The sequence below is a fragment of the Ideonella sp. P3_A4 genome (assembly GCF_056403075.1).
In genome coordinates this window covers 1-1776 of the sequence record NZ_JBFUGE010000922.1, presented here as the reverse complement: position 1 = coordinate 1776, position 1776 = coordinate 1, and the positions used below count along the sequence as shown (strand labels likewise).

2 protein-coding genes are annotated in these 1776 nt (G+C 69.7%); both read left to right on the top strand.

The features are described 5' to 3' along the window. The coding region (locus AC1DYI_RS34460) for an MBL fold metallo-hydrolase (RefSeq protein ID WP_477208600.1) at positions 1 to 455 on the top strand (455 nt) is incomplete at its 5' end. 60 nt (positions 456 to 515) lie between these two features. Then, a partial coding sequence (locus AC1DYI_RS34455; protein ID WP_477208599.1) for a diguanylate cyclase occupies positions 516 to 1776 on the top strand: 1261 nt, incomplete at its 3' end.

The following is a 1776-nucleotide window of genomic DNA, read 5'->3' as shown; positions in this document are numbered from 1 at the left end:
CCGCCGAGCACGAGCAGGTCAAGAAGCCGAGCCAGTCGGTCGGCGGTGTCTGGCCTTCACAGGTGGCCGGGGTGACGGCCTGGAAGGACATCGAGTTCAACGGCCCGGCGTTCGAGGGCTTCACGGCGAGCCACGACATGTATGGCGATGGCCGCGCCGTGCTGGTGCCGATGCCCGGCCACACGCCGGGCTCGGTCGGCCTGTTCCTGACTGTCGACTCGGGCCAGCGCTACTTCTTCGTCGGCGACGTGGTCTGGAACGCCGGCGCCWTGAAGGACGGTTCGCCGAAATACTGGGCCGCGCGCTGGCTCGTCGACCACGATGTCGAGCAGACCCAGGCCGCGATCGAGCTGATCCGTGCCGCCATGGCGCGCGATCCCAAGCTGGTCGTCATCCCAGCGCACGATGCCAAGGCGCAGGCCGCGCTCGGGCATTTCCCGGCTTGGGTGCAATAGTCACCAGAAAACCCGCCCCTGCCGATCAACTCGGCACGGCACTTGCCGTAACTGGGGGCTATGACCTCTGAAATCGGGCCGTTGCAGGCCGCGCGCGCCGCCGTCGATGCCGGCAACATGCACCAGGCCTCGCTGCTGGCTGATGCCGCCTGGCGCGCCGTCGCGCATGCCGACGACCGGGGCCGCGCGGAGGCCGGCTACCTGCTGACGATGGCGCGGTTCCGGCTCGGCCGTTGGCCGGCGGTGCTCGACATCGGCGAGACCGCTGCAGCGTTGCTGACCCGCACTGGCGAGATTGCCCGCCACGTCGAAGTGCTGCGCTGGGTGACCATCGCCGCCAGCGAACTGGGCCGCTTCGACCTGGCGCTGTCGAGCGCGAACGAATCGTGCCGCGTGGCCGAAACCGCCGGCGAGCGCGGGCCGCTCGCGCTGTCGCTGATGGCACTGGGCATCTGCATCGAGCGCATGGGCGACCCGTGGCAGGCGCACCGGCTGGTCGAAGAAGCACGCCTGTTGCTCCAGGGGGAGAACAACCCCTACGCGCAGAGCATGGTCCTGAACAACCTGTGCGCGTCCTACATCGGCGCCTTCTATCTGCTGCGCGACGGCGGATCGCCGGACGAGGTGCGCGGCGTGCTGCAAAAGGCCGAGGCCCATGCGCGCGAAGCGCTGCCGCTGGTCGCGCAGATGCCGCACAACCCCGTCCTGTATGCCATCGTCGAAGGCAACCTCGCCGAAGCGCTGGTGCATCTGGGCGAGCGCGACGAGGCCGAGCAGTTGCTCGACCAGGCGCTGCGCCGGGTGATGGAGCAAGGCAACACCGCCCACAGCTGGCGCATCCGCTTTTCACGCGGCGAGCTGCTGCTGGCCCGCGGCGACGCGGCCGGCGCGTGCCGCGAGCTGAACGCGCTGTGGCACGAACTCGACGGCAGCGAGCAATCCAACACGCTGACGCGCGTGCACGACGCGCTGTACCGCACCTGGCGTGCGCTGGGCGATCACGCCAATGCTCTCGCCCACCTCGAAGCGTTCGAGATTCTGGAGCGCAAGCGCGTGGTCGCACAGCTGCAGGCGCAGTCGCGGTTGTTCGTCACCCGCGTCGAGGCCGAGCGCTCGCGGCTGGAGGCGCATGTCGAGCGCCTGCGCGCCGCCGAGTCCGAGGCCGACGCGCAGCGCGACCAGCTCACCGGCCTGGGCAACCGTCGCCACCTCGACCGCCGCCTGCCTGCCGTGCTGGCTTCGGCTGCCAGCACCAACAGCCCCTTGAGCGTCGCGTTGATCGACCTCGACCACTTCAAGCGCATCAACGACCGCTACTCCC